23 protein-coding genes and 1 riboswitch are annotated in these 19,764 nt (G+C 56.5%); of the genes, 16 read left to right on the top strand and 7 right to left on the bottom strand.

Going from position 1 to position 19,764, the window contains the following annotated elements; all coding sequences use genetic code 11:
- Positions 1–82: 82 nt before the first annotated feature.
- Positions 83–517, top strand: coding sequence for an FKBP-type peptidyl-prolyl cis-trans isomerase (locus AC07ED_RS12715; protein ID WP_105234177.1), 435 nt, complete (start codon positions 83–85; stop codon positions 515–517).
- On the opposite strand, the gene AC07ED_RS12710 is transcribed toward AC07ED_RS12715, so the two are convergent.
- Genes AC07ED_RS12710 through fabA form a run of 4 tightly spaced genes read right to left on the bottom strand, consistent with a single transcriptional unit; the run spans position 514 to position 3,872 of the window.
- Positions 514–1,290 carry a zinc metalloprotease gene (locus AC07ED_RS12710; protein WP_105234178.1) on the bottom strand — a complete coding sequence of 259 codons (777 nt, stop codon included), beginning with the start codon at positions 1,288–1,290 and terminating at the stop codon, positions 514–516. The genes AC07ED_RS12715 and AC07ED_RS12710 overlap by 4 nt on opposite strands.
- A 3-nt stretch (positions 1,291–1,293) precedes the next feature.
- The gene (locus AC07ED_RS12705) at positions 1,294–2,082 is read right to left on the bottom strand and encodes an enoyl-ACP reductase FabI (protein ID WP_067550814.1); all 789 of its coding nucleotides are present in this window, start codon (positions 2,080–2,082) and stop codon (positions 1,294–1,296) included.
- A 12-nt stretch (positions 2,083–2,094) separates the two neighbouring features.
- Complete coding sequence (gene fabB, locus AC07ED_RS12700; RefSeq protein WP_105234179.1) at positions 2,095–3,324, bottom strand: beta-ketoacyl-ACP synthase I; 1,230 nt, start codon at positions 3,322–3,324, stop codon at positions 2,095–2,097.
- 38 nt (positions 3,325–3,362) lie between these two features.
- Positions 3,363–3,872 (bottom strand): bifunctional 3-hydroxydecanoyl-ACP dehydratase/trans-2-decenoyl-ACP isomerase, encoded by a 510-nt coding sequence (gene fabA, locus AC07ED_RS12695; RefSeq protein ID WP_105234180.1) that lies wholly within the window; start codon positions 3,870–3,872, stop codon positions 3,363–3,365.
- Positions 3,873–4,037: 165 nt separating this feature from the next.
- On the opposite strand from fabA, the gene irrA reads away from it, so the two are divergent.
- On the top strand, positions 4,038–4,454 hold the full coding sequence (irrA, locus tag AC07ED_RS12690) for an iron response transcriptional regulator IrrA (RefSeq protein ID WP_067550811.1): 417 nt from the start codon (positions 4,038–4,040) through the stop codon (positions 4,452–4,454).
- Between the two features lie 3 nt (positions 4,455–4,457).
- Here irrA and AC07ED_RS12685 read toward each other — a convergent pair whose 3' ends face one another.
- Positions 4,458–5,327 (bottom strand): glycosyltransferase family 2 protein, encoded by an 870-nt coding sequence (locus tag AC07ED_RS12685; RefSeq protein ID WP_105234181.1) that lies wholly within the window; start codon positions 5,325–5,327, stop codon positions 4,458–4,460.
- Positions 5,328–5,445: 118 nt separating this feature from the next.
- On the opposite strand from AC07ED_RS12685, the gene miaB reads away from it, so the two are divergent.
- The 13 genes from miaB to AC07ED_RS12620 all read left to right on the top strand — a co-directional run bounded on the left by miaB (position 5,446) and on the right by AC07ED_RS12620 (position 17,332).
- Positions 5,446–6,753, top strand: coding sequence for a tRNA (N6-isopentenyl adenosine(37)-C2)-methylthiotransferase MiaB (gene miaB, locus AC07ED_RS12680; RefSeq protein ID WP_105234182.1), 1,308 nt, complete (start codon positions 5,446–5,448; stop codon positions 6,751–6,753).
- A gap of 195 nt (positions 6,754–6,948) precedes the next feature.
- Positions 6,949–7,548 carry an OmpA family protein gene (locus AC07ED_RS12675; RefSeq protein ID WP_105236266.1) on the top strand — a complete coding sequence of 200 codons (600 nt, stop codon included), beginning with the start codon at positions 6,949–6,951 and terminating at the stop codon, positions 7,546–7,548.
- Positions 7,549–7,560: 12 nt separating this feature from the next.
- The gene (locus tag AC07ED_RS12670; RefSeq protein ID WP_105236267.1) at positions 7,561–7,902 is read left to right on the top strand and encodes a hypothetical protein; all 342 of its coding nucleotides are present in this window, start codon (positions 7,561–7,563) and stop codon (positions 7,900–7,902) included.
- A 147-nt stretch (positions 7,903–8,049) separates the two neighbouring features.
- On the top strand, positions 8,050–9,048 hold the full coding sequence (locus AC07ED_RS12665; protein ID WP_105234183.1) for a PhoH family protein: 999 nt from the start codon (positions 8,050–8,052) through the stop codon (positions 9,046–9,048).
- Positions 9,049–9,103: 55 nt separating this feature from the next.
- Entirely contained in the window at positions 9,104–9,613 is a 510-nt protein-coding gene (gene ybeY / locus AC07ED_RS12660) for an rRNA maturation RNase YbeY (protein ID WP_105234184.1), read from the top strand.
- Between the two features lie 39 nt (positions 9,614–9,652).
- A complete protein-coding gene (locus AC07ED_RS12655; RefSeq protein WP_105234185.1) occupies positions 9,653–10,540 on the top strand; it encodes a transporter associated domain-containing protein in 888 nt (295 codons plus the stop codon).
- A 3-nt stretch (positions 10,541–10,543) separates the two neighbouring features.
- Positions 10,544–11,992 carry an apolipoprotein N-acyltransferase gene (gene lnt, locus AC07ED_RS12650; RefSeq protein ID WP_105234186.1) on the top strand — a complete coding sequence of 483 codons (1,449 nt, stop codon included), beginning with the start codon at positions 10,544–10,546 and terminating at the stop codon, positions 11,990–11,992.
- A 34-nt stretch (positions 11,993–12,026) separates the two neighbouring features.
- Positions 12,027–12,075, top strand: a riboswitch (SAM-SAH riboswitch).
- Between the two features lie 5 nt (positions 12,076–12,080).
- Positions 12,081–13,262: a methionine adenosyltransferase gene (gene metK, locus AC07ED_RS12645; protein ID WP_105234187.1), complete on the top strand. Its 1,182-nt coding sequence runs from the start codon at positions 12,081–12,083 to the stop codon at positions 13,260–13,262.
- Positions 13,263–13,343: 81 nt separating this feature from the next.
- Positions 13,344–14,057, top strand: a complete 714-nt coding sequence (gene trmB / locus AC07ED_RS12640; protein ID WP_105236268.1) for a tRNA (guanine(46)-N(7))-methyltransferase TrmB — start codon at positions 13,344–13,346, stop codon at positions 14,055–14,057.
- 588 nt (positions 14,058–14,645) lie between these two features.
- A complete protein-coding gene (locus tag AC07ED_RS12635; RefSeq protein WP_105234188.1) occupies positions 14,646–15,149 on the top strand; it encodes a type III secretion system chaperone family protein in 504 nt (167 codons plus the stop codon).
- A gap of 89 nt (positions 15,150–15,238) precedes the next feature.
- Positions 15,239–16,054 (top strand): pyrroline-5-carboxylate reductase, encoded by an 816-nt coding sequence (proC, locus tag AC07ED_RS12630; RefSeq protein ID WP_105234189.1) that lies wholly within the window; start codon positions 15,239–15,241, stop codon positions 16,052–16,054.
- A complete protein-coding gene (locus tag AC07ED_RS12625; RefSeq protein WP_105234190.1) occupies positions 16,047–16,385 on the top strand; it encodes a tRNA-binding protein in 339 nt (112 codons plus the stop codon). Before proC ends, AC07ED_RS12625 begins: the two co-directional genes overlap by 8 nt.
- Positions 16,382–17,332, top strand: a complete 951-nt coding sequence (locus AC07ED_RS12620; RefSeq protein ID WP_105234191.1) for a 2-hydroxyacid dehydrogenase — start codon at positions 16,382–16,384, stop codon at positions 17,330–17,332. Before AC07ED_RS12625 ends, AC07ED_RS12620 begins: the two co-directional genes overlap by 4 nt.
- Here the strand turns inward: AC07ED_RS12620 and AC07ED_RS12615 are convergent.
- A complete protein-coding gene (locus AC07ED_RS12615) occupies positions 17,329–17,913 on the bottom strand; it encodes a thymidine kinase (RefSeq protein ID WP_105234192.1) in 585 nt (194 codons plus the stop codon). The two genes, AC07ED_RS12620 and AC07ED_RS12615, sit on opposite strands and share 4 nt — an antisense overlap.
- Positions 17,914–18,228: 315 nt before the next feature.
- On the opposite strand from AC07ED_RS12615, the gene AC07ED_RS12610 reads away from it, so the two are divergent.
- Positions 18,229–18,648 (top strand): hypothetical protein, encoded by a 420-nt coding sequence (locus AC07ED_RS12610; RefSeq protein ID WP_245918107.1) that lies wholly within the window; start codon positions 18,229–18,231, stop codon positions 18,646–18,648.
- On the opposite strand, the gene AC07ED_RS12605 is transcribed toward AC07ED_RS12610, so the two are convergent.
- On the bottom strand, positions 18,649–19,761 hold the full coding sequence (locus tag AC07ED_RS12605; RefSeq protein WP_105234194.1) for a beta-ketoacyl-ACP synthase III: 1,113 nt from the start codon (positions 19,759–19,761) through the stop codon (positions 18,649–18,651).
- Positions 19,762–19,764 lie beyond the last annotated feature (3 nt).

Raw genomic sequence — 19,764 nt, 5'->3', positions numbered from 1 at the left:
TTCCATAGGGTGTCCCCCGAATCCCAGAGCACCCGCAGAGTGCGGCCTCTTTCATTCTTTCCCTGACAGACCGGAGATTTTTATGACCCAAGTAAAATCGGGTGACGCCGTTCGTATTCATTACACTGGCACCCTGACCACTGGCGAAACCTTTGACAGCAGCGAAGGTCGTGAGCCGCTGGAGTTCATCGTTGGCTCTGGTCAGATCATTCCTGGTCTGGATAAGGCTCTGCCTGGCATGACCGTCGGCGATAAGAAAACCGTCGAAGTCCCCTGCGCCGAAGCTTACGGCGAAGCCAGTGCTGACGCGATCCAAGCGATCCCGCGTTCCGAAATTCCTGATCACATCCCAACCGAGATCGGCACCCAGCTTCAGATGCAAGCGCCGACGGGTCAGGTTGTTCCTGTGACTGTTGTCGACGCGAACGAAGAGCAGGTTGTTCTGGATGCGAACCACATGCTCGCTGGCAAAGACCTGATCTTTGCGATCGAATTGGTCGAGATCAAAGCGGCCTAAAGGCCCAAGGCGAGAACAATGAGCGGCCAGCCGAACCGATACAGGCTGGCCGTGACCACAAGATAGGCCCCGATCAATAGCCATGCGGCGTCTTTGGGCATCGGGGATTGATGCGGCGTCGGGTGTTCAAGGGCCATGAGGCCACGAATGCCGATAAAGGCGATAGCGCCAAGCGTGAATGACGTAAAGCCAGCGGCCAATGTCAGGATCACAGCGAGGGCGGCACCCCCCAAAACAAACGGCAGCATTGGCCAGAACGTCTCTGACACCGCGCGAATGATCCGCCCTCCTGCCAGCGGCCAGAACGGTAACAGCGTGAAAGCGCCATAGGTGGCCGAGACGGCTGCAAACCCCGCGAGGTAATTCCCCATCAGCGGTGAGGTGTTCAGCAACATCGCCGCAATCGCGAGGCACAGAAACACCGCAGGCACGGTAAAGGCAGGTCCCATCAGCGCGACATAGGCTTCTTTGCCTTGGTCCAGTTTGTGCAAATCCCACTTGGGCGGGTTCGCAAAGACGGGGATGGCGCGGATTTTTGCGCCCACGCCGAAAGATCGCAGTGTGACGACGTGGCCGAGTTCTTGGAAATAGAAGGTTGCGATCAGGCAGGGGCCAAAGAACGGGCCGAAAAAGTAGAAGATCGCTGCGGCGGTGAGTGCGCCAAAGGCCCAGAACTTGCGGTCGGGCCACTCAATGGAAAGTCCAGCCCAGCCCCCGCGTGTTGCCAGCCAAAAGGCGGAGCAAAACCCGAGGGCAAGGGCCAGTAATCCCATGGATCAGAGGTGGTCTTGCTGTGGCATCCCCAGAACGTGGAAGCCGCCGTCAACGCGGATGATTTCGCCCGTTGTGTAAGCGCCAGCATCGGATGCGAGGTAAACCGCGGTGCCGCCAACAGCCTCGAGCGTTGCGTTCGACCGCAGCGGTGCGTTCTGTTCCGTGTGGCGGAAGGTAGCGCGCGCGCCACCGATGGCTGCGCCAGCCAGCGTTTTCATCGGGCCAGGAGAGACCGCGTTCACGCGGATACCCTGCGGGCCGAGGTCGTTCGCCAGATAGCGGACCGAAGATTCCAGTGCCGCCTTTGCAACGCCCATGACGTTGTAGTTCGGCGTCACGCGGTTGGAACCGCCGTAGGTCAGCGTCAGCAACGTGCCGCCATTTGGCATCAGTTCCGATGCGCGCTTGGACACTTCGATGAACGAATAGCAGCTGATAACCATCGAATTGCAGAAGTTATCGCGGCTGGTGTTGATGAAACGACCTGTCAGTTCGTTTTTGTCCGAATAGGCAATCGCGTGGACCACGAAATCAATGGTGCCCCATTTGTCTTTCAGGGTTTGAAAGGCGAGGTCCATGCTTTCGTCGTTGGTCACATCTACGTCGATGAGGGTGTCAGAACCTACCGACGCGGCCAGAGGTTCTACGCGTTTGCCAAAGGCTTCGCCTTGATAAGAGAACGCAAGTTCTGCGCCTGCGTCCGCCATTGCCTTAGCGATACCCCAAGCGATTGAGCGTTCGTTGGCAACACCCATGATCAAGCCACGTTTGCCCTGCATCGAAATAGTCATGTGAAAAAGTCCTTAGTCTCGAAACTTGGAGAGCAGCATCGACCCGTTCGTGCCACCAAACCCAAAGCTGTTGGTCATGATGGTGTCTAGCCCAGCATTTTCAACCAGAGAAGTCGCTATTTCTGTGGGATTCAACTCTGGGTCGAGTGTTTCGACGTTGATCGAAGGTGCGATGAAGTCGCCCTGAAGCATCAGGAGGCAGTAAATCGCCTCGGATGCGCCAGTTGCGCCTTGGCTGTGACCCGTCATGGATTTGGTCGAAGAGATCGGCGGTGTGGTGCCTTCGCCAAAGACGCGGCGCACAGCCTGAACCTCGCCCACGTCACCGACGGGTGTCGATGTGCCGTGTGCGTTGATGTAGCTAATTTTGCGGCCTTCGGGCAGGGTTTCGAGAGCGAGGCGCATCGCGCGTTCGCCACCTTCACCCGACGGGGCAACCATGTCGTGACCGTCCGAAGTTGCGGCAAAGCCTGTGACCTCAGCGTAGATTTTTGCGCCGCGTGCTTTTGCGTGCTCGAGCTCTTCGAGGACAACGATACCGCCGCCGCCTGCAATGACGAAACCGTCACGGCCAGCGTCGAATGCGCGGGACGCTTTGGTCGGTGTGTCGTTGTATTTCGACGACATCGCACCCATCGCGTCGAACAAGCAGGACAGCGTCCAGTCGAGTTCTTCTGCGCCACCTGCGAACATAACGTCCTGTTTGCCCATCATGATCTGTTCTGCTGCGCTGCCGATGCAGTGCAGAGAGGTCGAACAGGCGGAGGTGATCGAGTAGTTGATGCCCTTGATCTTGAACTGGGTCGAGAGGTTCGCAGAGATGGTCGAGGACATGCACTTCGGCACAGCGAAGGGCCCGATCCGTTTGGGTGAACCGTTGTTGTCGACGATCTGGTGCGCTGCATACATCGCGCTGGTGGACGGGCCACCCGAGCCCGCGATCAGACCTGTGCGGGTGTTGGATACTTGATCCTCGGATAGGCCACAATCCTCGATCGCTTGCTTCATCGAGATGTAAGCATAAGCCGCGCCCGGCCCCATGAAACGCAGAGCACGTTTATCAACGTGTTCTGTGACATCGATTTTGACGGTGCCTGCGATCTGGCTGCGGAAGCCGCGTTCTGCCATTTCGGGGCTGGCTTCGATGCCCGATTTACCCGCACGAAGAGAGGCCTCTACCTCGGCAGCATTGTTCCCGATCGGTGAAACGATCCCGAGACCAGTTACGACAACACGGCGCATAGGCACCCTCCCTTGTAGTCTTTGATGTTCTGTCGGTCTTAGGACGCGGACAGAGCCACTTTCATGTCTTTAACGACGTAGATCACTTCACCGTCAGCTTCTACGATACCGTCCGCCACACCCATGGTCAGGCGACGGGTCTGCACGGCTTTGGTGAAATCGACCTTGTAAGTCAGCATTTTGCGTTCTGGACGCACCATGCCAGTCAGCTTCACTTCGCCAACGCCGAGTGCGTAACCACGACCTTCCCAACCCCGCCAACCGAGGTTGAAGCCCGTCAGCTGCCACAGACCATCAAGGCCAAGGCAGCCCGGCATGATCGGGTTGCCAGGGAAGTGGCAGTCGAAGAACCAGAGGTCTGGTTTGATGTCGAATTCAGCTACAACATGGCCTTTGCCATGCAGGCCACCATCCTCGGAAATCTCGGTGATGCGGTCCATCATAAGCATCGGCGGTTCCGGCAGCTGCGCGTTACCGGGGCCGAAAAGTTCGCCACGGGCACATTTTAACAGATCGTCGCGGTCAAAGCTGCTCGGGTATTGGGCCATGCGTATGTGTCCCCCTTGTTGGGATAGTGATGCGTTATTAACGTTCGTCTATCACCCAGAGGTTAACAAGAGCAAGTGTAGCGGCGACGCGGGGCAATTTGACTTTGCGATTGAAAAAAGTCGCTGCCGCGCTGTATTGTACCCATCAACATAAGGATGACCTTCATGCTGGATGACCGGATCAATCGCGGAACAGAATGGCTCGCTCAGGCGGGGCTGCGTCCGACACGGCAACGTGTGGCGCTGGCGGCTGTTTTGGTGGGTGACGGTATGGATCGGCATGTGACCGCAGAGTGGCTCTATGAGGCCGCGACCAAAGCAGACGCCGATGTATCGCTCGCGACGGTTTATAACACCCTGCGTGCGTTCAGCGAGGCAGGGTTGGTCCGTGAGATCACCGTTGATGGGTCGCGCAGCTATTTCGACACCAATATGTCCGACCACCCGCATTTCTATTGGGAAGACGACGGTCGTCTGACCGATGCGCCTGCGGACCAACTGCGTATCGAAGGACTGCCAGACGCCCCTGATGGCGCGCGCATCTCTGCGGTGGATGTCGTGATCCGCCTGCGTCGGTCCTAAGAATCAGAACCACTGACCTGGTTCGATTAGCCCGAAATCCAACAATTGACGTGAGTGCCAATCAAACGGCACCGAATTGCGCCATTCAAAGGTGTTGATCGCAAAGGTCGACCCTGGGTTACGTTTCAGTGCCTTTGCAGTGCGGAACGAACAGATCGCCGCCGTGAGGTTGTGGTGCCACGGACATGCGTAGGTGTTGTATTCTTCGACGTTGAACGTGTGGTCGTCGTTCAGGCGCAGCCCTTTTTGGGCGCGGAAGATTGCGATCCTGTCGATCCGACGCTTAGCAGCGGGGATGAACTCTTCATACCTCCAACGCAAACCGCCGTAGAAATCCAACTGTCGTTCTTTGGGGTGGTTGTGGTTCGCGGGGTCATTGCGGGCCAGCGCATAGTAGCCTGTCTTGTCCAGCATCGCTTCGTCGACCGAGACTGCCGACGGGTATTTTCCCAAGTCGCCCGCATAAAGATCAACGACATAGGTCAGCATCGCATCGCGACGCTCTTCAGTGTGGAAAGCGAGCATTTCGCCGATCGTGCGCGTCTCGCAAAACGGGTAGAACAGGTATTCTGCGTTGTAGCAGTAGTACATCCAGACGTTCGGCGCGGCCTCAATGCAAGCATTCACAGCCGTCGTCAGCGCATGTTCGCCCCGCATATCCAGATCGACGCGAATGGTCTTGGTCTCGACCTTCGGCGACACTTCGATATCGGGGTCGGCAAAGAGAACGACCTTCTTGAAACCAAGGTCGAGATGGTGGCGAACGGTGCTGTCCACTTCGACCTCGTCCTCGACCATGATAAGGGCAATCGGACCTTTGGCGAGCGCGGAAGGGGCGTCGGATAAAAAATCTTTGAGTGAAGAATACCGCATGGGCCTGTCTTAAATTGTTCGCTTGTAAGGTCTGTCAAATCCGTCGGCATTGCAAGACAGAGGGCGAGGCGTTAGGTAACGCCGACTTTCCCCACCGCTGTAAAACGGGATGCCGCCCATGACCGAGCCGAAGAAGCTGTTTATCAAAACCTATGGCTGTCAGATGAACGTCTACGACAGTGAACGCATGGTCGAAGCACTGGGCGGAAACGGCTACACGCAGGTGGACTCGGCGGATAAGGCGGACATGATCCTGCTCAACACCTGCCACATCCGCGAAAAAGCGGCGGAAAAGGTGTATTCCGAACTGGGTCGTCTGAAAGAACTAAAGGACGTGAACCCTGATTTGAAAATCGGCGTTGCTGGCTGTGTCGCGCAGGCCGAAGGCAAAGAGATTATGGCCCGTGCACCTGTTGTGGACCTGATCGTTGGGCCGCAGTCCTACCATCGCCTACCACAGATGGAAAAAGCCGTGCAGCGCGGTGAACGTGCGGTCGATACGGATTTTCCCGAAGAAGACAAATTCGACACCTTGAACAAACGCCCCCGCGCCACCCGTGGTCCGACCGCGTTCCTGACCGTTCAAGAAGGTTGCGATAAATTCTGCGCCTTCTGCGTGGTGCCCTATACGCGCGGGGCTGAGGTTTCGCGTCCCAAAGAACGCATCCTGCGCGAGGCGGCTGATCTGGTCGCTGCGGGCGTTCGTGAAATCACGCTGCTCGGCCAAAACGTGAATGCCTACCACGGTCATGACAAAGGTCTGGCGGGTTTGATCTGGGAATTGGCTGACATCGATGGGCTAGAGCGTATTCGTTTCACCACCTCGCATCCGAATGACATGGATGACGAGTTGATCAACGCCCATGCGACCTGTGAAAAGCTAATGCCCTATTTGCACCTCCCCGTGCAGTCGGGGAGCGACAAAATCCTCAAGGCGATGAACCGCAAACACACACGGGATGATTATTTCCGTCTTATCGACCGTATCCGTGGCGCACGTCCTGACCTCCTGTTGTCTGGCGACTTTATCGTCGGCTTCCCCGGTGAAACCGATCAGGATTTTGAGGATACGCTCGATCTGATCCGTCAGGTGAACTACGGGCAGGCCTATTCGTTTAAATATTCGACCCGTCCAGGCACACCCGCGGCTGAGAAACCGCAGTTGCCCGATGACCTGATGGACGACCGTTTGCAGGAGCTTCAGGCGCTTTTGACCCAGCAGCAACGCGCAGCCCAAGACGGAATGGTCGGACGCGAGGTCAAAGTTTTGTTCGAAAAGGCAGGGCGCATGCCGGGGCAGATGATCGGGAAATCCGACTACCTCCACGCGGTCTATGTCGAAGCACCTGCTGACGTAAAAGGGCAGGTTCGGAGCGTTCGGATCGTCGAAAGCAGCCGAAACTCTCTGGGTGGCGTCCTCGTCTGAGTCGGGTTTGTTGCCGATTTCGATCTAAAATTACATGAATTGCACCGATTGTTGTGGTTATAGCCACAACATTCTACTAAATTTGCTTTTTTTCGCTAAAACATCAGTTAAGGTAGTCGTTATATACGATAGCGTAGCGTATGAGGTTGTCTGCTCGACCTCAGAGCAAGGACAAAAAGGGCATTAGCTGTGAAAATGAAATTGGGATCGATTGCGGTCAAGGCGTTCGGGGGCGCTTCGATTGCTGCACTAGGGCTCGCGGCAGTCGCGACCACTTCTTTTGCGGAAACCGCTCAAGTGATTGAGCTTCCGACCCGTGTGATTGAAGGCGAACAATACATTCCAACGATCTGGATTGACCCAGATGGTTGTGAGCACTGGGTCATGGATGATGGCGCCGAAGGTTACATGGATGCCAATCGTCGTCCCGATGGGTCCGCTGTATGTCACCGTAGCGAAATTTGTGGTGTCGTTCCGACAGACCAGCTTTTCGCAACGGATCGCTATGCGATCAGCAGCGCGGGTCGTTCGTCGTTGCAGCAGTTCTTTAGCCAGTCGATGCAGAACGGCGTATTTGGCTTCTTGATCTACGGTCATACCGACAGCCGCGCGTCTGACGAATACAACATGCGCTTGTCGAACAACCGCGCGAATGCTGTTGCTCGCGTTGGCGCTGAAACAGGTGCTCGCATCGTTGATGTGCGTGGCTTTGGTGAGCGCAGCCCGCGTGCGGACAACTCGACCGCAGCTGGTATGCAGCAAAACCGCCGCGTCGAAATTTATTGCCTGCGCTAAGGAGAGATGGACATGAAACTCGTTAAACTAACGTTCGCTCTCGCTGCTGCAGCTTCGCTTTCGGCTTGTATTGGTGCCGAAGGGTTCGAAGGCTCTGGCTTTATGGGTCGTGGTGGCATTGGCGCTGACAAAAGCATCGACTACGGCGTGAACAAACACCACCTGTCGGACATGGTTGCTGGCATCTGGGTTGACCCGCATGGTTGTGATCACTGGATCATCGATGACGGTGTCGAAGGGTATCTGTCGCCGCGTCTGACCCCTGATGGTCTTCCTGTCTGTTCGGGCGTTGCCCCGCCGAACTACGCGGTTGGTCCGTTCAAAGATGGTTCGCCGATTGCAGACCCTCTCTAACTGTTTAGAGAATGTGCAGAATGAACAGGCCGCGGTGAGATCCGCGGCCTTTTTCGTCTTTCGGCTGTCACATACGCATGAGACGCTTGCCACAGGTCCAAGTTCTTGCCACCATGAAGGTACACAACCTGTTGTAAGGAGTCGTGATTGCCAGTCGATATCTTGACCCCCGCTAGCGAATTCGTCATCGAATTTCCGGATAACTTTCTGCTCATCGACCTGTGTGGAGAGCACGACAGAAATCTGGCCAAGATTGAGGAACGACTGGGAATACAGATTGCGCGACGTGGTAACCACCTGATCTTAATCGGTGAGGAAGCCTCGCAGAAACAGGGCGCAGAGGTTCTGCAATCTCTATACTCTCGTCTGGAATCCGGTCGCGGCATCGATGCGGGCGACATTGATCGCGAACTTCGCATGGGCAACTCTGAAAAAGAGACCGCACCGCAAGCAGGCGATCAGATGGAAATGTTCAAGGGCGGACCCGTTGAGATCAAGACCCGCAAAAAGGTGATTGAGCCGCGCACCGACGCGCAAAAGGCCTATGTCCAGAACCTGTTCAAAAACGAACTTGCGTTTGGCATCGGCCCAGCGGGCACGGGTAAAACCTACCTCGCGGTTGCTGTCGGGGTGTCCATGTTCATTCAGGGCCACGTGGATAAGATCATCCTGTCCCGTCCTGCGGTCGAAGCGGGTGAAAAGCTCGGCTTCCTCCCTGGTGATATGAAGGACAAGGTCGATCCCTATATGCAGCCTCTCTACGATGCGCTGGATGATTTCCTGCCGGGGAAACAGACGGCTAAACTGATCGAAGAGAAGAAGATCGAGATCGCGCCGCTTGCCTTTATGCGGGGCCGCACCCTGTCCAATGCGTTTGTTGTGTTGGATGAGGCACAGAACGCGACCACCATGCAGATGAAGATGTTCCTGACCCGTCTTGGTGAAGGTTCACGCATGGTGATCACAGGTGACCGTTCTCAGGTCGACCTCCCGCGTGGTGTGGATTCGGGTCTTGCCGATGCGGAACGGCTGCTGAAGGGCATTCCAAAGATCAGCTTCAACTACTTCACAGCCAAGGACGTGGTGCGTCACCCGCTCGTGGCTGCGATCATTGAAGCCTATGATGCGGATGCCTCGCGCAAGTAATCTCTGGCAGAGGGGCGGGCGGCCTGTTATGCGCCGCCCAACCTGACCGGAGGGCATGCCCGTGGACATTGATATCGACATCACCGACGACCGTTGGGAAACGCTGGGGCTGCCTGCCATTGCAGAGCGCGCAGCGATTGCTGTTCTCGAACGGTTGGATATCGATCCTGACGAGTGTGAGCTGTCCATCCTCGGCTGTGGTGACGACAAAATCAAAGAATTGAACGCCGATTTCCGTGAAAAGGATAAGGCGACAAACGTTCTGTCTTGGCCTGCCGATGAACGTGCCGCCGAAGTTGAAGGCGAACTGCCCGAACCGCCCGAAGAGGACGTATTCGGCGCAATCGAACTGGGTGATATCGCGATTTCCTACGATACCTGCGCTCGCGAAGCGGACGAGGCAGGGAAGTCGCTAGAGCATCATGCGACCCATTTGATGGTCCATGGCGTGCTCCATCTGTTGGGTTTTGATCACATAAGAGAGGGTGACGCGTCTCTTATGGAGGGATTAGAGACAGAGATACTTGGCAAAATGGGTATTGCTGACCCATATTCAGAGGAATGAAGGTCGGGCCCTGACGCCGCGACCATAGGTTTGGAGACAATGGGCGACACCAGCGAGGGTCCTTCTATCGCAGCGCAGAGCGCGCAATCGGACCAAATTGACGAACAACGTAGTGGTTTTTTCAGCCGTATTATTGGCGCACTTAGCCCGTCTGATGATCTTCCTGAGGCAGAGTTTAACGGTAGTAAAACGCATTCGGTGACCACCACATTGGGTCTATCGAACCTGCGTCGTATGCGCGTTGAGGATGTGAGCATCCCCAAGGCCGAAATCGTTGCGGTCTCTGCGACCATAGGCAAAGATGAACTGGTACAGGTGTTCCGTGAAAGCGGCCTGACCCGTCTGCCTGTCTATGATGGCACGCTCGACACGCCGCTTGGCTTTGCCAACCTCAAGGACTTTGCCCTGCGGCATGGGTTCAACGGGGACACGCCAGAGTTCGACGTAAAAGAGATGTTGCGTCCGTTGCTCTATGTGCCGCCTTCGATGCCGCTGCATGTTCTTCTGCAAAAGATGCAGGCAGAGCGGATCCATATGGCTTTGGTCATCGACGAATACGGTGGCACCGATGGACTTGTGACGATCGAGGATTTGATCGAACAGGTCGTGGGTGAAATCGAAGACGAACATGACGTCGAAGAGGATGAAACCTTCACCCGTACGGGCAATGGCATCTACATGGCCCAGGCCAAGACGCTTCTCGATGAATTCGAAGAAGAGATCGGCCTCGATCTGACGGCTCATGATGAGATTGACGCAGAAGAGGTCGATACGCTCGGTGGTCTGGTCTTTATGCTGGCAGGTCACGTGCCCGCTCGAGGTGAAGTCATCAAACACCCTGATGGCCCAGAGTTCGAAGTTGTCGATGCAGACCCGCGGCGGATCAAACGTTTGCGCGTGCGTCTGCATTCCAAAGCCGAGGACTAAGCCTTGAACCGTGCCCTGTCGGCTTATGGCCTGCCATTGGCCGCAGGGATGGCTCTGTCGTTGGGACAAGAGTCTGTCGCGCTCCCCGTCACGATCCTACCTGCGCTGGTTCTGTTCGCCCTGCTATTGCAGGGATTAAAGGCGCGGGCGGCAGCGGGTCGCGCGTGGCTGGTTGGGTTCGGGTATTTCGGGCTGACGCTCACGTGGATTGTGAACCCGTTCTATGTTGAGGCTGACCTCTATTCATGGATGGCGCCGTTTGCGGCTGTGTTGTTGCCCGCAGGACTTGCCGCGTTTTGGGCGGCGGGCGTATGGGTTGCCTTTCGCATTGGTCGGGGCATGGCGGCATGGGCGCTGGGCCTGATCCTCGCGGAATTGGCGCGCGCGCATTTGTTCACGGGGTTTCCGTGGGCGCAATTTGGCCAAGGATACCTCGATACAATCAGCGCACCTTTGATGGCCTATATCGGGGCAGAGGGGCTGTCTGTTCTGATCATCGTTGTGGCAGGGGTCGCGGCAGCAGCGATGCGGTATCGCTGGGCGATCATTCCTGTCTGTGCGGCCTTGTTGCTGCCCGCCATTCCGTACTCGCCAGAACCACAACCCAGCGATGGCCCTGTGGTCCGATTGGTTCAGCCAAGCGCACCGCAGGATGAAAAGTGGATCCCTGAACGGGCAGAGGCATTCTACCGCCGTATGATCGCAGCAACCGAAGCAGAGCCGCCTGTCGATCTGGTGGTCTGGCCTGAAACTGCGATCCCATATCTACTGAATTACTCTGGTCCCATCCTGACCGACATAGCGGATGCGTCGAACGATACCCCAGTGATTTTTGGCGTGAACCGCGAAGAGGGCGGCCTCTATTACAACAGCCTCGCCATGGTTGGTGCAGGCGGCGCGGTTGATGCGATCTATGACAAGCGGCATCTGGTGCCGTTCGGCGAATACATCCCCTTTGGCGACTTGTTGGCCCGTTTTGGCATCCACGGTTTGGCGGCAGCCGATGGCGCGGCCTATGCGGCGGGGCAATCGGGCGATCTGATCACTGTGCCAGAGGTTGGCGGTATTTTGCCCCTGATCTGTTACGAAGGGATATTCCCCAGCATGTCCGCCAGCGCCGAGCGTCCCAGAGCCTTGGTCCTTATTACCAATGACGCGTGGTTTGGCCCCGATGCTGGTCCGCGCCAACATTTCGCTCAAGCCCGACTGCGTGCCATCGAACAGGGTCTGCCAATGGTGCGCGTTGGGAATACAGGGCTAACGGCGATGATCGATGCGCGCGGTGCTGTCACCGCATCGCTGCCGTTTGAAACGGTCGGATATGTGGATGCGACACTCCCCCAAGCCCGCGCAGAGACTATTTTTGCCCGATTTGGATCGTGGCCATTGGTAATAGTGATCCTTTTGTCATGCTCAGCCGTAGCAATACGACGCCGGATAATATCCGGTTGACCTAAAACGCACCGAGGATTAGCCGTCCTCCATTATGCCCCCACAACGGCTTCCTGGCGTGGCGGGTTCACCCTAACGGAGCACTTCAATGTCACGTAACGACTATATTTTCACTTCGGAATCGGTTTCCGAAGGCCATCCGGATAAGGTTTGCGACCGTATCTCGGACACCATTCTTGATGCATTTCTGGCTGAAGAGCCCGAGGCCCGCGTTGCTTGCGAAACCTTTGCGACCACAAATCGTGTCGTCATCGGTGGCGAAGTTGGCCTGTCGGATCAGTCCAAACTTACTGAATACATGAACGCCGTGCCGGACCTGGTCCGTGGCGCGATCAAAGACATTGGTTACGAACAAGACAAATTCCACTGGAATACGGTCGAGATCACCAACCTTCTTCACGAACAATCTGCGCATATCGCCCAAGGCGTTGATGCGACCGCGGACAAAGATGAAGGCGCGGGCGATCAGGGCATCATGTTCGGCTACGCCACAAACGAAACCGAAGCGCTTATGCCTGCGCCGATCCAATACGCACATGCGATCCTGCGTCGTCTGGCCGAAGTTCGCAAAAACGGAACAGAGCCTGCGCTGGGTCCAGATGCGAAATCGCAGCTGTCGATCCAGTATCGAGATGGCAAACCTGTTGGCGTGACCTCGCTGGTTCTGTCGACGCAGCACCTTGATGAATCGCTGTCGTCGAATGACGTACGTGCAATTGTTGAGCCTTACATCCTTGAAGTGCTGCCTGAGGGCTGGCTGACCGACGCGACTGAATGGTGGATCAACCCAACAGGCAAGTTCGTCATTGGTGGCCCCGATGGGGATGCTGGTCTGACGGGCCGTAAGATCATCGTTGACACCTACGGCGGCGCGGCTCCGCATGGTGGGGGTGCGTTCTCTGGCAAAGACCCAACCAAGGTTGACCGTTCTGCAGCATATGCCTCGCGCTATCTGGCAAAGAACGTTGTTGCTGCTGGACTGGCTGACAAATGCACCATCCAGTTGTCCTATGCGATTGGCGTGGCAAAGCCGCTGTCGATCTACGCAAACACCTACGGCACCAACACCGTGGATGAGGCTGCGATCGAACGCGCGGTTGCGCAAGCGATGGACCTGACCCCACGCGGCATCCGCACACATCTAGGCCTGAACAAACCGATCTATGCCCGCACCGCGGCCTACGGCCACTTTGGTCGTGCGCCCGAGGCGGACGGTGGTTTCTCGTGGGAACAGACTGATCTGGTCGAGACGCTTAAGAAAGCGGTTTGATCCAATGAAAAAGGCGGCCTTCGGGTCGCCTTTCTTTTTGGTTTATTGCGCGCAGAGCACGGAGTTGCTATGGCGCCGCCCATGACCGCATCGAACAAACACCCCGAAGCCCCTTGGCGCAATTTCTACGGCCGTATTCATGGGAAAACCCTGAATCAGGCTCAGAAGGACTATCTGGACGAAGATCTAGAGGCCTTGTCGCCAGGTGCGGTGAGCTGGGACATTAACCCTAATCGTGACCCCATTGATATGGACGCGCGGTTTAAGGGTAAACCAGTTTGGCTCGAGATCGGGTTCGGTGGGGGTGAACACCTCGTTCACATGGGTGAAACCTACCCCGAGATCGAGATCATCGGCTGTGAACCATTTATGAACGGCGTTGCGATGCTCTTGGGCAAAATCCGCAAGCTGCAAACCCAGAACGTTGCTGTCCATCCGGGCGATGCGCGGGATTTGTTCGACGTTCTTCCGGATCATTCGATTTCCAAAGCGTTCCTGAACTACCCCGACCCGTGGCCGAAAAAGCGTCACCACCGTCGTCGGTTCGTGACCGCAGAACATCTGGAGCCGCTGTTCCGTGTGTTGAAGCTAGGTGCAGAGTTCCGCGTGGCGACGGATATTCCTGACTATGTGCGCCAAACTCTGATCGAAGTGCCCAAGGCAGGGTTCGTCTGGCAAGCCGAAGGCCCACAGGATTGGAGCCAGCCGTGGTCCGATTGGTATTCAACTCGCTATGAACAAAAAGCCCTACGTGAAGGGCGGACGCCGCATTATCTGACGTTTATTCGGCCATAGTGGAATTAGGCTGCGGGCTATAACCTAAAAGTTGTATTTTCTGTGTGGAATTGAACACAAAAAGATAGCGTCGCTTACCTTTTGGATTTTCGTGCTGAAAGACTAGTCTCACCTTGATACATATTTCTCATAAGATTCCATTATTTATGAGATTTCAATTATGGATGCAGTTCGGTTGTTTAAATGTCCGAAGTGCGATCACAAACTCCGGTTCGGATCTGAGTTTTGTGGTTGGTGTAACGCTCGTACGCCTTTGCGAAACCGCAAGGGTTTTTGGGTGGCTTCGGTGATCGCGCTTTGCGCGGCTGGCGTGATTTTGACGCGATAGCTGTTTTTAAGAGACCAAGATAAGGGACGAGGCGGCGTAAATGCCGCCTTTTTCGTTTTCGAACGCTGCGGTTTTTTGAGTCATCCACATGAAATTTCGGCGATGGCTGCGTTATCCCCAAGAAAGTGCTTTACAGAATAGCGCCTCTCGGCCCACCATATATCGTATGGGGTTGTGGATAATTCCACAGGTCCTTGAGCAGGCACCAAGCGCTAGGGACGCTGCTTATGCCCAAGCGCAATAGCGAACGAGGCCGAGCAATGGCACTGACCGAGCATTTCGAAGACAGCGGTGACATTCATCCGATTGATGTCGTTGAAAACATCGCTGAATTTCACGAATGGGAATTCGACCGTATCGCGGACGACCAAATCGCGATGCAAGTCGAAGGCCAATGGCGCACTTATTCTATCACTCTCGCGTGGTCCCACTATGATCAGACCCTCCGCCTGATCTGCACCTTCGATATGGAGCCACCCGCACACCGCGAGCCCGCCTTGTATGAGGCGCTGAACGCGGCGAATGAGATGTGCTGGTCTGGTAATTTCACATGGTGGACAGGCCAAAAGGTCATGGTGTTCCGTTATGGTCTGGTGCTTGGCACCGATCAGATCGCGACGCCTGATCAGATCGATACGATCATCGGTGCGGCGGTCATGAGCTGTGAACGGTTCTATCCTGCGTTCCAACTGGTCACTTGGGCCGAACGCGACGTGGCCGAGGCGATGCAGATCGCTCTCACCGAGGCTTACGGCACCGCGTAACACTATATCGGCGGGGCGGGATCAACCGCCGCGCCTTGAACCCGTTCGTTTGCCTGCTATCAATAGTGCAAATGACACGGGGAATTTTCATGAATATGGATGATGTTGCGCATCGCGGTCTGGTTTTGCTGGGCTGCGGTAAAATGGGTTCGGCTATGCTGGCGGGCTGGTTGAAGTCGGGACTGCCCGCAACGTCTGTCTGGGTGAACGACCCATTCCCGAGCGATTGGCTAAAGGCGCAAGGTGTGCACGTGAACCAAGCGCTCCCTGCTGATCCAGCGGTTGTTCTGGTTGCGGTGAAACCGCAGATGATGGGTGATGCCCTGCCGACCTTACAGGCCTTGGGCAATGGCACGACCGTGTTCCTGTCTGTTGCAGCTGGGATCACGATTGCCACCTATGAGACAATGTTGGGTGCCCAGACGCCAATCATTCGCGCGATGCCGAACACGCCCGCTGCGATCGGTCGTGGGATCACGGCCATCGTTGGCAATGCTCATGCGTCTGGCCCAATGCTCGATCTTGCTGATGCGCTGTTGTCGGCGATAGGGCAGGTTGTGCGCCTTGAGGGTGAACATCAGATGAGCGCGGTTACCGCGATTTCTGGCTGTGGCCCTGCCTATGTTTTCCATCTGATCGAAGCGATGGCTGCGGCGGGTGTCGGCGCGGGACTTGCGCCTGATTTGGCGATGAAGCTCGCCAAAGCGACGGTGGGTGGTGCAGGCGCATTGGCCGAAGAAGCCGCTGAGGACCCTGCAACGCTACGCCAAAACGTGACTTCTCCGAACGGAGTGACCTATGAGGCCTTGCAAGTTCTAATGAACGACACAGATGGTTTTCCGCCACTTCTCGTTCGTGCGGTCGAGGCTGCGGTAAAACGGGATCAGGAACTGTCCAATGGCTGACATCGACTTTGACGATTTCCTAAAGGTGGACATCCGCGTGGGGCGTGTCATCCGTGCGGAACCTTATCCTGAGGCACGCAAACCCGCGATTAAGATGTGGATCGATTTCGGAGGAGAGATTGGTGAACGTCGCAGTTCGGCACAAGTGACCAAACACTACACGCCAGAAGAGCTTGTTGGGAAACAGGTGATGGGCGTGGTGAATTTTCCACCTCGGCAAATCGGGAAGTTCATGTCTGAGGTTTTGGTGCTCGGGCTGCCGGACGAAAATGGCGACATTGTTTTGGTTGGCCCCGATGACGTGGTGCCAGTCGGGGGGAGGCTACATTGAAGAAACTACTCATCACGCGCCAAATCGCGGAACCTGTTCTCGAACAGGCAGCGGGGCTGTTTGATCTGACTGTTCGGACGGACGGTAATCCGTTGACTGTCGCAGACGCGGCAGAGGCTTTGGCGACTTACGACGCGATCCTGCCAACCTTGGGCGATGCGTTTTCCGCTGATGCTTTTGCGGGGGAAATGCGGTGCAAGATCCTCGGGAATTTCGGTGTTGGGTATAACCACATCGACGCGGCCGCAGCTGCCAAGGCTGGGGTGATCGTCACCAACACGCCTGACGTTCTGACGGATGCGACGGCTGATATCGGTTTGACGCTCATCCTCGCCACCGCACGACGTGCGGGCGAAGGCGAACGGATGCTGCGTGCGGGCCAGTGGGAGGGCTTTGGCCCGAAGGTAAAACTCGGCACTCATGTGACGGGCAAACGCGTTGGTATCGTCGGCATGGGCCGCATCGGTCAAGCGGTCGCGCGTCGTTGCCACTATGGGTTCGGGATGGAGGTTTTGTTCTACAACCGCAGCCCCAAATCGGTAGATTTCCCTGCGACACAGATCAGCAGCCTGACCGAGCTTGCAGCGTCTGCCGATTTCCTCGTCGTGACTGTGCCAGGTGGTGCAGAGACGCGGTATCTGATCAACGCCGACGTGCTGGGTGCCATGCAGCCACACGGAATTTTCGTGAACATTGCACGTGGCGAAGTGGTCGATGAAGCCGCGCTGATCGATGTACTGGAGGCAGGCAAAATCGCTGGCGCCGGTCTGGACGTGTATGAGCACGAACCGCATGTGCCTGCGCGTCTCGTGGCGTTGGAAAACTGTGTTCTGCTGCCGCACCTTGGCTCTGCGACAGTCGAAACCCGTCAGGCGATGGGGCAGATGGCGCTCGATAACATCATCGCTTGGAGCGAGGGTCACGAACCGCCACAGCGGGTGAATTAACCGCGATCACCCACGGCTTCGCGCCAATGTCGGCGGCAAAGGGATACGTAGCGATCATTGCCGCCGATCGACACCTGCGCACCATCGGTCACAACGACGCCGTTTTCGTCTTTGCGCACGACCATGGTCGCTTTTTTCCCGCAGTGGCAGATCGTCCGCACTTCACGCATTTCATCTGCAAGGGCGAGCAGAGCCGCTGAACCAGGGAACAGTTTGCCCTGAAAATCGACGCGCAGCCCGTAGCACATGATCGGCACGTTGAGGTCATCCACCACGCGGGCGAGCTGCCAGACTTGGTTCTCGGTCAGGAACTGCGCCTCGTCCACGAATACACAGGCACAAGGGCCTTCGTTCAGGCGGGTTTCGATCTGGGCAAAGAGATCGCTTTCGGGCGTGTAGGTATCGGCATCAGCACCGATGCCGATACGGCTCGCAATGCGACCAGCGCCTGCACGATCATCAAACCGCGCCGTCAGCAGATAGGTCTGCATCCCGCGTTCGATATAGTTGTGACTCGCTTGCAAGAGGATCGTCGACTTGCCAGCGTTCATGGTCGAATAATTGAAATAGAGCTTTGCCATGGCAGAGGAATAAGCGGCAGGGCCGCCCAGATGCAAGAGGGCTGTCTCAGGTGATTAGAGCGGCCAGAGAACGCGGTGCGGTGAAGATCGGCAAGCCGCCAACAGCGCGCAGGATGGGGTCGCATTCTCTGGCCTAGCGCGGCGGTTCCGCAGCGCATTCTGGAAACTGAATCGGGGCACGCGGTGCGGTAAATGCACGCTATGCACGCTGATGTATGGTAAATTAACCAATAACGTGTAATGGGAAACAATCGGGTTGGTTCCCCGAAATAAAATGTACACCGCGTTAGAGGTTCATCCGTAGTGAATGGTTATTTGAAAAAACACACCGAGGCCTTGGTCAAAGATGTCGGGATCGAGGTGGCCTGTCGCGTTTCGGGCAAGTCCAAGGCGACCTTGGGTCGGTATTACTCTGAAGCTCCAGAACATGCCGAACGTTATATGCCCGTGGATACTGTGGCCGCGTTAGAAGCCGTCGCGTCTTATCCGCATGTGACATCTGCTTTGGCCGAAATTCGTGCGATCAAACTGGGTGATGCAGAGACGCAGCCCGAAGGGCTTTGCTCGATCATGATCGGGTTGAGCGAGCAATACGCGACTTTGATGGCTGAATTTGGTCGCTCGCTTGAGGCGGACATGTCCGAGAACGACACCCGCCGTATGCTGCGCGAGGCGATGGCGCTACAGAAAACCTTATTGGGCTTGAAAGTGCATCTCGAACGTCGCGTGGTCTGATTATTTGCGCCGTACGATTACTGAGCCAACAGAATACCCCGCGCCAAACGAACAGATCAGGCCCGTGTCCCCGCTGGTCAAATCGGCGGAGTATTTGTCGAAAGCGATGATCGACCCTGCGGACGAGGTGTTTGCGTAGTCCTGCAGGATGTTGGGCTGTTCGCCTGCTTCGGGTTCGCGGCCCAGAACCTTTTTGCCGATGTAGTCGTTCATGGTCTTGTTCGCCTGATGGAGCCACAGACGTTTGAGGTCTGCCGCCTCAACCCCTTCGTCGGCCATATGATTGGCGATATGGGCGCTGACCAATGGCAGCACTTCTTTGAACACTTTGCGCCCGTTCTGCATGAACCGCATATCGCGGCGGTCTTCCATTGCGTCACGGGTTGGTCGCAAGAAGCCGTTGTTATTGCGGATATTGTTCGAAAACTGCGTTGCGCAGCGGGTTGAGAGAACGCTGAACCCATCTTGTCCTTCGTCGCGCTCTAGCAGAACTGCCGTCGCAACATCGCCAAAGATGAAATGGCAATCGCGGTCGCGCCATTCGAGGTGGCCAGAGGTAATCTCGGGCGAGATCACAAGGGCACGTTTCACCGATCCCGCGCGGATCATGTCGGCGGCGGTTTGGATGCCAAAGGTTGCGGACGAACAGGCGACGTTCATGTCAAAAGCCATACCGCCCGCGCCGATGAGCTGCTGAATTTCCACCGCCATCGCGGGGTAGGCGCGTTCCATATTCGACGCAGCGCATAGGATCAGGTCAACGTCCGCCCCAGTCAGCCCCGCACGGTCCAGCGCGGTCTGCGCGGCCTTCACGCCGATCTCGGCCATGAGCGACGGTTCGTCGTCGGACCGTTCGGGAAGTCGTGGATACATGCGTGTCGGGTCGAGGATGCCGTCGCGCGACATGACATACCGCTGTTCGATGCCAGAGGCGGCTAGAATGAAATCGCTGCTTGAATGTGGGATCGCTGCGATGGTCGCCGCCTCAATTGCATCCGCGTTCTGGGCGTTCTGGAGGTCCGCGTAGGCGTTGAAGGCTTCGACCAATTCGTCATTCGTGATGACTTCGGACGGGGTGAATACGCCGGTGGCGGTCAGGACGACAGAATGCATGGG

It is taken from the genome of Aestuarium zhoushanense, assembly GCF_056431045.1.
This window is presented reverse-complemented; position numbering and strand designations above follow the sequence as displayed.

What these genes read in the sequence shown, in the direction of transcription:
- proC (WP_105234189.1), top strand. Translation starts at nt 15,239, where the DNA reads ATGAATATGGATGATGTTGCGCATCGCGGTCTGGTTTTGCTGGGCTGC.
- irrA (WP_067550811.1), top strand. Translation starts at nt 4,038, where the DNA reads ATGCTGGATGACCGGATCAATCGCGGAACAGAATGGCTCGCTCAGGCG.
- AC07ED_RS12705 (WP_067550814.1), bottom strand. Translation starts at nt 2,082, where the DNA reads ATGACTATTTCGATGCAGGGCAAACGTGGCTTGATCATGGGTGTTGCC.
- AC07ED_RS12635 (WP_105234188.1), top strand. Translation starts at nt 14,646, where the DNA reads ATGGCACTGACCGAGCATTTCGAAGACAGCGGTGACATTCATCCGATT.
- trmB (WP_105236268.1), top strand. Translation starts at nt 13,344, where the DNA reads ATGACCGCATCGAACAAACACCCCGAAGCCCCTTGGCGCAATTTCTAC.
- miaB (WP_105234182.1), top strand. Translation starts at nt 5,446, where the DNA reads ATGACCGAGCCGAAGAAGCTGTTTATCAAAACCTATGGCTGTCAGATG.
- AC07ED_RS12655 (WP_105234185.1), top strand. Translation starts at nt 9,653, where the DNA reads ATGGGCGACACCAGCGAGGGTCCTTCTATCGCAGCGCAGAGCGCGCAA.
- AC07ED_RS12710 (WP_105234178.1), bottom strand. Translation starts at nt 1,290, where the DNA reads ATGGGATTACTGGCCCTTGCCCTCGGGTTTTGCTCCGCCTTTTGGCTG.
- AC07ED_RS12625 (WP_105234190.1), top strand. Translation starts at nt 16,047, where the DNA reads ATGGCTGACATCGACTTTGACGATTTCCTAAAGGTGGACATCCGCGTG.
- AC07ED_RS12715 (WP_105234177.1), top strand. Translation starts at nt 83, where the DNA reads ATGACCCAAGTAAAATCGGGTGACGCCGTTCGTATTCATTACACTGGC.
- ybeY (WP_105234184.1), top strand. Translation starts at nt 9,104, where the DNA reads ATGCCCGTGGACATTGATATCGACATCACCGACGACCGTTGGGAAACG.
- AC07ED_RS12605 (WP_105234194.1), bottom strand. Translation starts at nt 19,761, where the DNA reads ATGCATTCTGTCGTCCTGACCGCCACCGGCGTATTCACCCCGTCCGAA.
- AC07ED_RS12670 (WP_105236267.1), top strand. Translation starts at nt 7,561, where the DNA reads ATGAAACTCGTTAAACTAACGTTCGCTCTCGCTGCTGCAGCTTCGCTT.
- AC07ED_RS12685 (WP_105234181.1), bottom strand. Translation starts at nt 5,327, where the DNA reads ATGCGGTATTCTTCACTCAAAGATTTTTTATCCGACGCCCCTTCCGCG.
- AC07ED_RS12615 (WP_105234192.1), bottom strand. Translation starts at nt 17,913, where the DNA reads ATGGCAAAGCTCTATTTCAATTATTCGACCATGAACGCTGGCAAGTCG.
- fabA (WP_105234180.1), bottom strand. Translation starts at nt 3,872, where the DNA reads ATGGCCCAATACCCGAGCAGCTTTGACCGCGACGATCTGTTAAAATGT.
- AC07ED_RS12675 (WP_105236266.1), top strand. Translation starts at nt 6,949, where the DNA reads ATGAAATTGGGATCGATTGCGGTCAAGGCGTTCGGGGGCGCTTCGATT.
- fabB (WP_105234179.1), bottom strand. Translation starts at nt 3,324, where the DNA reads ATGCGCCGTGTTGTCGTAACTGGTCTCGGGATCGTTTCACCGATCGGG.
- metK (WP_105234187.1), top strand. Translation starts at nt 12,081, where the DNA reads ATGTCACGTAACGACTATATTTTCACTTCGGAATCGGTTTCCGAAGGC.